At 56.1% G+C, this 8,294-nt stretch carries 9 protein-coding genes; 6 read left to right on the forward strand and 3 right to left on the reverse strand.

Features of this window, described 5'->3' with window-relative positions:
- From ACWIZX_RS08020 to ACWIZX_RS08045, 6 genes are all read left to right on the forward strand, one after another.
- A partial coding sequence (locus tag ACWIZX_RS08020; protein WP_448335399.1) for a hypothetical protein occupies positions 1-279 on the forward strand: 279 nt, incomplete at its 5' end.
- A gap of 86 nt (positions 280-365) precedes the next feature.
- Positions 366-563 (forward strand): hypothetical protein, encoded by a 198-nt coding sequence (locus tag ACWIZX_RS08025; protein WP_448335400.1) that lies wholly within the window; start codon positions 366-368, stop codon positions 561-563.
- Between the two features lie 64 nt (positions 564-627).
- Positions 628-1,149: a nucleotidyl transferase AbiEii/AbiGii toxin family protein gene (locus ACWIZX_RS08030; RefSeq protein ID WP_448335401.1), complete on the forward strand. Its 522-nt coding sequence runs from the start codon at positions 628-630 to the stop codon at positions 1,147-1,149.
- A gap of 259 nt (positions 1,150-1,408) precedes the next feature.
- Positions 1,409-2,791: a homocitrate synthase/isopropylmalate synthase family protein gene (locus ACWIZX_RS08035; protein WP_448335402.1), complete on the forward strand. Its 1,383-nt coding sequence runs from the start codon at positions 1,409-1,411 to the stop codon at positions 2,789-2,791.
- Between the two features lie 13 nt (positions 2,792-2,804).
- Positions 2,805-4,070, forward strand: a complete 1,266-nt coding sequence (locus ACWIZX_RS08040) for a 3-isopropylmalate dehydratase large subunit (RefSeq protein WP_448335403.1) — start codon at positions 2,805-2,807, stop codon at positions 4,068-4,070.
- A 511-nt stretch (positions 4,071-4,581) separates the two neighbouring features.
- Positions 4,582-5,022, forward strand: a complete 441-nt coding sequence (locus ACWIZX_RS08045; RefSeq protein ID WP_448335404.1) for a GNAT family N-acetyltransferase — start codon at positions 4,582-4,584, stop codon at positions 5,020-5,022.
- On the opposite strand, the gene ACWIZX_RS08050 is transcribed toward ACWIZX_RS08045, so the two are convergent.
- From ACWIZX_RS08050 to ACWIZX_RS08060, 3 genes are all read right to left on the reverse strand, one after another.
- The gene (locus tag ACWIZX_RS08050; RefSeq protein WP_448335405.1) at positions 5,019-5,885 is read right to left on the reverse strand and encodes a TerC family protein; all 867 of its coding nucleotides are present in this window, start codon (positions 5,883-5,885) and stop codon (positions 5,019-5,021) included. The two genes, ACWIZX_RS08045 and ACWIZX_RS08050, sit on opposite strands and share 4 nt — an antisense overlap.
- 483 nt (positions 5,886-6,368) lie before the next feature.
- Positions 6,369-7,124, reverse strand: a complete 756-nt coding sequence (locus ACWIZX_RS08055; RefSeq protein ID WP_448335406.1) for an esterase family protein — start codon at positions 7,122-7,124, stop codon at positions 6,369-6,371.
- A gap of 9 nt (positions 7,125-7,133) precedes the next feature.
- Positions 7,134-8,294 (reverse strand): ATP-grasp domain-containing protein (locus ACWIZX_RS08060; protein ID WP_448335407.1); only part of this gene is annotated, 1,161 nt, incomplete at its 5' end.

Consider the following 8,294-nt stretch of genomic DNA (forward strand, 5'->3'; position numbering starts at 1 on the left):
CAGCCGTCAGCCGCTGGCGCTACGTTGGCTTTCCTCCCTAACAACCAACCGGACGGTGCACTCATCGAGGTGGTCATTCAGGTCACTGCGCTTTTTGGGGTGGGTTGGCTGTTGAAGGACAAATTCTCCCGGCCTGAAAACGGTCTCCTGTTTGGGAGTAATCTTTTAATTTGGGATTGCAACGCTTGCTGGCACATGACTGCGGCGAATGCGTTTTCTGCTGTTGTTTTCGACGTATTTTTTCTTGGATTTGGCGAGGATCTGCTTTCTCGGGGGTAGAAAAATCGTGGCTGAATTCTGCTTTCGCCAAGCTCTTCAATTTCTTTGGCGTGAAGTGGAGTTGGGGAATTCTCCATGTTGCAGGGTTGTTTGAGCCGAAACATGCCCTCAATCTTGCCAGAATGATCAATGGCCGCTGGCAACCAGCGTTATGGTCGGGTTTTTGGACATTCTTCAGCGGCCTGGTCTTTGGCTTTGTATGCGAGAAAACAGCCAGCAATGCAGCGCCAACCCTTTTCAACGGCCTTCCGCAGGCGATTGTTTCTGCCCTGCTTAGACTTTGACTTGAGCTTGTAGCGAGGTGTAATTATGATCAATAAATGATACAATCATTGGAAGAGAATAGTTATGCAAGCGACCACGTTTTGGAAAACCGTTACGATGGATCAAGAAAATCTATTGGAAAAGGTGTTGGAATTTCTCCGCCAGCATCACATTCGATTTTGTGTAATCGGCGGGCAGGCAGTCAATGCTTATGCTGAACCTTTGGTCAGTTTAGATTTGGACATTGTTGTGGCCGTTAACTCGATGGATGAATTGGAGCGGCTCATCCGCGCCCATTTTGTCGTCCACCGTTTGCCGCACAGCCTCGACATTTCACTGCCGGGTTCCGCCCTGCGGGTACAGATTTGGATGGATGAACGTTATCCATCCTTTGTCGAACGTGCCGAAATTCGGGAAGTATTGGGTCTAAAACTGCCGGTTGCCGCTTTGGAAGACGTATTGCAGGGGAAAATTTGGGCTGCCTCCGATCCAGAACGGCGCGGCAGTAAGCGGCAAAAAGACCTGGCGGACATTGCCCGTTTGATTGAACAATATCCTCACCTGAAGGAACTGGTCCCGCCGGAAATACTGGGTAAGTTGGTATGAAGCCGTACTTATCCCAAAATGTGTTTTGCTGTGTGAAAAAAATTTCCTTCTTGACATTTCCGCCAATTTCCTTATACTTTCATTCAACATGAATCGTCTCTTCCTCTTTGTCAAGAAGCAAACCAAGCGCATCGGCCCCTTCCCTTCGGGCAGGCGGGTTTGCGGCGTTTAAGAGGCGACTCCTTTTACGCTCTGGTCTGGCACAAACTCCCCCTCGCCCGGGGAGTTTTTATTTTTATGGTTGGGAGGTTGTTTTTCAATGGCAGAAATTCTGGACAGTACCCTGCGCGAAGGGGAACAGACCCCGCTGGTCAACTTCACCGTGGAGGAAAAGGTTGAGATTGCCCGCCTGCTGGACGCGGTGGGCGTGGAGATGATCGAAGCCGGCGATCCCAGCGTCTCGCCCAAGGTGTTTGAGGCGGTTCGGCGCATCGCCGGCCTGGGCTTGAAGGCCGAGGTGGTGGCTCACTCACTGGCAACCCGCAGCGGAATCGAGAAGGCGCACGCCGCTGGCGCGGCGCGGGTCGCCATTTTCTACCCGACCTCGCGCATTCATCTGCAAAACAAGCTGGGCAAGGATGAGGATACCGCCCTGCAGACCATTACCGAACACATCCGCTTGGCGCGCAGCCTGGGGCTGAAGGTGCGCTACACTCCCGAAGACGCCAGCCGCACCGATTTTGACTTTCTGGTGCGGGTCTGCAATGCTGCCATCGAAGCCGGCGCCGACCGCATCAGCTTTGCCGATACACTGGGCGTCCTGCGCCCGCATGAAACCTACGAACGTGTCAAAGCCCTGCGCCAGCGGTTGCTGCCCTGCAAAATGGATCTGCACTGCCACAACGATTTTGGGCTTGCGCTGGCCAACGCGCTGGAAGGCCTGCGCGCCGGTGCCGACTGCATTCACACCACCGTCAACGGCATGGGCGAGCGCGCCGGCATCCCCGACCTGGCCGAGGCGGCGCTGGCGCTCAACCGCTGGATGGGGGTGGAACATTATGACTTGCGCACCCTGCCATCCCTGGCGGCGTATGTCGAGCGCGTTTCCGGCTTTTTTGTGGCGCCCAATAAACCGGTCACCGGCCTGAACGCCTTTTCCCACAAATCCGGGGTGCATACCAACGGCGTGCTGAAAGACCCGCGCACCTACGAAAGCGTTGACCCGGCCCTGTTGGGGCGCGAACGGCGCATTGTGATTGACAAATACACCGGCAAAAAAGCGGTTGCGGCCAGGCTGGAGGAGTACGGCCTGCAGGTTCAGCCGGACGAGCTGGAGCGCATCGTGGAAGAAATCAAAACCATCGGTGATGAGCGCAAAATTCTGCACGATGCCGATATTCTGGAAATTGCCGAGCAGGTCACCGGCCGGCGGCTGGACATTTTCCCCCGCGAAATCAACGCCATTGTGATGATTGCGGTCGAATCGCACGTCTATACCGGCGCGGTGGTGCGCCGGCTGAAAAACCTCAAATATGTGTTCAATGTCTATGAAATCACTGGCGAGCAGGACATTGCTGCCTATATCAAAGTGCCCACCACGCTGGAACTGAACAATTTTATTGAAGAATTACGCACCATGCCGGGCGTCAAACAGACCGAGACGCGGGTGGTGCTGAAAAAACACGCCGATAACGGTTTTTAGGAGGAGACAAAACATGGGTACACTGATCGAGGAAATCTTTTCGCAGCGCGCCGGCCGGCGAGTCCGGGCGGGTGAAATCGTCCTGCTGGATGTGGATTACATGATGAGCCACGACAACACCACTCCGCTGGCGATCAAGGCCTTTCGCGAGATCGGCAAACCGATTCGCGATGCGGATAAAATCGTGATTCACTTTGACCATGCCTACCCGGCGCCTAACCTGCAGGCGGCTGAAAATCAGGCGCGCATCATGCAGTTCATCCGCGAGCAGGGCATCCGCCATTTTTTCCGGCGCGGGGTGTGCCATCAGGTGATGATCGAGGAGGGCTTTGTGCGCCCCGGCGGGGTGGTCATCGGCGCCGATTCGCACACCGTCACCTACGGCGCATTGGGCTGCTTTTCTACCGGGCTGGGTTCCAGTGAGGTCGGCGCGGCCTGGGTAACGGGCAAGTGCTGGTTCAAAACCCCGCCCACCATCCTCATCCGGCTGGAAGGCCGGCCGCAGCCGGGCGTTTATGCCAAGGATGTCATGCTGTATGTGGTCGGGCAGATGGGCATGGACGGGGCCACCTACCGGGCTTTGGAATTTGAAGGTTCCTACTGCCGCAGTCTGCCGGTGCATGAGCGGCTGGTATTCAGCAATATGTCGGTGGAGGTGGGCGCCAAATGCGGCCTGTTTGCGCCGGACGAGATCACCCTGGACTACCTTCAAACCCAGACCAAAGCCGCCCCGCCCTACGACCTGCCTCGGCCGGTCAACCCGCGCTATGAGCGGGTGATTGAGGTGGATGTTTCGGCGCTGGAACCGCAGGTTGCCTGTCACCCGGATGTGGATCAGGTGCGCCCGCTGCACGAGGCGGCCGGCCTGCCGGTAGATCAGGTGTTCATCGGCACCTGCACCAACGGGCGGTATGAGGACCTGGAAATTGCCGCCGCCATTTTGCGCGGGCGGCAGGTTCACCCCTTCACGCGCGTGCTGGTCACGCCGGTCAGCCAGACGGTGTATGAAAAAGCCATGGCAAACGGTTTGATTCAAATCTTTCTGGAGGCCGGCTGCACGGTCAACGCGCCCGGCTGCGGCGCCTGCATTGGACGGCACGGCGGTGTTCTGGCAGCCGGTGAACGTGCTTTCACCACCATGAACCGCAATTTCATCGGGCGGATGGGCAGCCCGCAGGCCGAAATTTACCTCGGCAGCCCGGCTGCCGCCGCAGCAACCGCTATCGAAGGGCGGATTGCCGACCCCCGCCCGTACCTGTCCAACCTGAATTTTGCCTGAAGGCGGCAGGTTGGCGATAATCGTCCATGCCCCTGCACCTCCCAAAATCGCTCTGCGGATTTTGGGGGAGGCGGCCGAAAATGGTTAATTAACGTGAGTTCGGGATAAGATCAAAACCTGCTATGCAATGCCAATGACCCCCACCTGCACCTCCCCCAAAATCGCCCCTGCGATTTTGGGGGAGGCGGGAGGGGGGACGAAAATTCGAAAGTTGATGTGAAAATCATTTATCCCGAATTGACGTTAACAAGGCAAAACAGATTTAACGCCAGGACGCAAAGGTTTTTTTTCACCTCTTTGCACCTTCGTGTTGAACAGTGCCGCATCCATAAGCGGTGAAGACCGGAACAGTTGCCTATCCTTTTGAGCGGGCAAAAAAACAATGAGATTGGGGAAAGGACTTCTCACCAACTGACGTTATAATATTAAAAATTGGAAATCCTTCATCCCAAACCCGTGCTCAAAATATAGCCTTGCAAAACGCTGCCCGATCGCCTCAGGAGTTGCCCTCATGATCGAAATCCGCTCGCCATTAACCCGTGAAGACTTCAAAGCCTACTACGACCTGCGTTACCGTGTGCTGCGTGAACCGTGGGGAATGCCGCGCGGCACCGAAAAAGATGACTACGAGCCGATCAGCCAGCATTTCATGGCGGTGGAAAGCGAGACCGGCGAGGTGCTGGGGGTGGTCAAACTGTATGAAAAAGAAGCGGAGGTGGGTTGTTTTTCGCATCTGGCGGTTTCGGGCAAAGCCCAGCGCAAGGGCATCGGCAAACTGCTGATGCAGGCGGTGGAAGAGGCTGCCCGTCAGCGCGGGTACAAAGTGCTGGGCTGTTATTCGCGCCTCAACACGACCGATTATTTCAAAAAATACGGCTATCAGGTGGCCGGCCTGCCAACCCCGTATTTCGGCACCACGCAGGTGGTCTGGATGGAAAAGAAACTGGATTAAGCCTCAGCCGCCGGATGACTGCGCCGGGCACGGTGAAAGATCAGCCCAATCAGGCCGCTGATCGGCGCCAGCAGCCAGTTGATCATCGCATTGATCAGGCCGAACCCCTGACTGAGCCAGACCAGCAGGGGACGCAGAACCACTTGCAGGAAGTGGAAACGGTCATACGCCAGGGCAATCAAAATGGTCGCCGCCGAGATGCCAAATCGCGCCCAGTCCGAAAATTCCATCACCCCCATTTCTTCCAGTACCAGCTCCACGCCGATGTTCAGCACCAGCACATAGGCGGCGGATTTCAGCACCGGAAAACGCAGCACCACACTGCTGAAAATGCCGGCCGCAAAACGCATCACCAAAATACCGATGAAAACACCCAGCATCACCACCCACAGTTGATCGGACAGCGACACGGCCGCGACCACATTATCCAGACTGAAAGCCAGATCCATCAACTCCACATTCAAAACCGTAATCCAGAAGCCGGTCTGCTTGACCTTGCGCAGCCCGTCCTCATCGCTTTCTTCATGATGCCCGGCCCCCAAATCATCCAGCGCCAGGCGGATGAGGTAAGCCGCGCCAATCAGTTTGAGCCACGGGTTGCGGATGATGTAACTGGCTGCCAGAAGCATCAGCCCGCGCCCGATGTACGCCCCCAGCAGACCGGCGCGCAGCGCGCCTTCACGCTGGTGGCCGAGCGGTTTTTCCAAAATTTTTCCCAGCCAGTGCAGGGCTTTCGGCCAGGGGATGGGCTGATCGTGCGGCAGGACCGAAACCATGGCCCCCAGCACAGCCGCGTTGTCAATGGAGAGGATACCCTCCAGAAAGATCAACTGCAAAATGATGACGACAAACGAAAAATCCACAGATTTGCTCCTCGCCTTGCGCCAGAGTCCAGGGCAAAAATCCCATTATCGAAGGGTAAGGTCAGGTGAATTCCGGTGGCGGTGGAGGGAAGGGGTCAATCCCACTCACAGGATTGTTTGGCTCAAACCCGAATTCATGTCAAACTTCAATGCGGGGTAAGTCCATTCACCAGTCTCATTTGGGGTTTTTGCTCGCTCAAAAGGACGTGAACCCAACAATGGCACTCCGAGCGAAGTGATACCCACCACTGCTGATTAATTGCCCCCTCCTGCGCCTCCCCCAATATCGCAAAAGCGATATTGGGGGAGGTAGGTGGGGGTCAATTCGCTTCTATATGGGTTTTGCGCTTATCCCGAACCGCGTTAAAAAATCATCTGTTAAATTTCAAAGACAGGGGGATTTTGCCGGTGTTTTTGTTATACCACCAATCCCGCCGAAAAGCGCAAAATTAAGCGGTTTGTCGCCCGCCTTCGGGACAAATTTCATTCTGAATGCGGCTGATTTTCGGTCAGTTTGCCCAAAAAATAGGGCAGCATCCGCCGCCACCACGGCCAGTCGTGGTTGACATCCTGTCCCCACAGGTCAATCCAGGCCGGGATGCCTTTGGCCTCCAGAATACCGCGCAGTACGGCCAGTTCAGCGTTCATCTCTTCCTCCCAGGCGCCCTGTCCGGCGCACAGGATGATCTGGCTGCGGCGGTACTTTTCCAGATACCATTCATCGTTCAGGTTGGGCAGGTACAGTAACGGAGAGTTGAAATAAACCCGTTCATCCACATAATCGCCCACAAACAGGCGCAGGCTGAACACCCCGCTCAGGCTGATGACGCTGTCGAATACATCCGGGTGGCGGAAGAAGAAGTTGGCGGAATGATAGCCGCCCATGCTGCAGCCGGTGGTCAGCAGCAGGGTATCTTCCCCGCAGCGCTGGCGGATGAACGGCACCACCTCGTGGATGATGTAGCGGTCGTAATCCTCATGCCGCCAGCCGCGGTCATAGGGATGAACGTTCCAGTTGCACCAGGCCTGGTTGTCCACACTGTCCACTGTGAAGAACTGAAACAGACCCTGTTCGATGAACCATGCGGCAGCCCCGATCATGCCAAAGTCCTCAAACTCGTAAAACCGCCCGCCCATGGCGGGAAAGACCAGCACCGGTTTGCCGGCATGACCATAAACCTTAAATTCCATGTCCTGATGCAGGTGTTCACTCCAGTAGCGGTGATATTCGATATTCATGGGAATTCCTCAGGCCGGTTCGATGATGAAACTGGCAATCTCGACCACTTCTTCTTCATAAGGCGAGCGGACGATGAAGCCGTAATCGCCGATGGCAGCCGCAAAGGCGCCGTCAATCACGCCGTGGTAAACCGTCTGCTGCGGAAAAGCCGAGAGAATTTCCTGCACCGAACGGCGGTAGGTGATGGCGTTGCGTCTGCCCACATAGGCGCAGGCGTACGGGCGGGTTACCTGCGCATCAAAGCGGTTGTTGACGACCACATTGGCATATTCGTAAAACACATCAATGTCGTTGGCGAAGTTGAACATATCGGTGGTCAGGCCGCCCGGCGGGCGCATGTTGACTTCCAGCGGGCGCAGTCCGCCATCCGGTGTGCGGAAGAACTCAAAGTGGAAAAAGCGTTCCTGCAGGCGATAAACGGAAACGATTTTACGCCCGGCGGCTTCCACATCCGGCTCAATCTGGCGGGTGATCAGATACCAGAAACTGGTCTGGTTGTTGACGATATCCATGACGCTGCCGTAGCGCATGGAGGAGCTAAAGACGATTTTACCGTTCTGATTGGTCAAACCGTCGAAGGTGACAATTTCACCCTCAATTTGTTCTTCCAGCAGGTATTCGACCAGCGGTTTGCGGGCGAAGAAGTCCTCCAAATCGCGGCGGCTTTGCAGGCGGTAGGTCTGAAACGCGCCGACCCCAATATCCGGTTTGGCAATCAGCGGAAAGCCCAGTTCATCGGCCAGGGCGTGCGCTTCCTGAAGGGTATGGCAAACCCGCCCGCGAATGGGCTGCAAACCGGCTTTGGCGAACATCTTTTTCATTTCGGACTTGCGTTTGATGGCGGGTATCTGTTCACTGTGCAGGCCGCGGATGTTGAAGTCGGTGCGCAGGCGGGCGTCCGATTCCAGCCAGAATTCATTGTGCGATTCGAGCCGGTCAATTTTGCCGTAGCGGTAGGTGAAGTAGCCCACCGCGCGGATCAGCTGGTCGTAATCCTGTGCGTTCCAAACGTGGTAATACTCGCTCAGCGCGCTGCGCACCTCAGGGCGCAGCGAGTCCCACGGCGAATCGCCCAGCCCCAGCACATTCACCCCAAAACGGCGCAGGTTGACCCAGAAAGGCAGGTAGTTGGGCGGATAATGCGGAGAAAAAGCAATGAAGTTCACGGC

The sequence above is a fragment of the Bellilinea sp. genome (assembly GCF_053501535.1).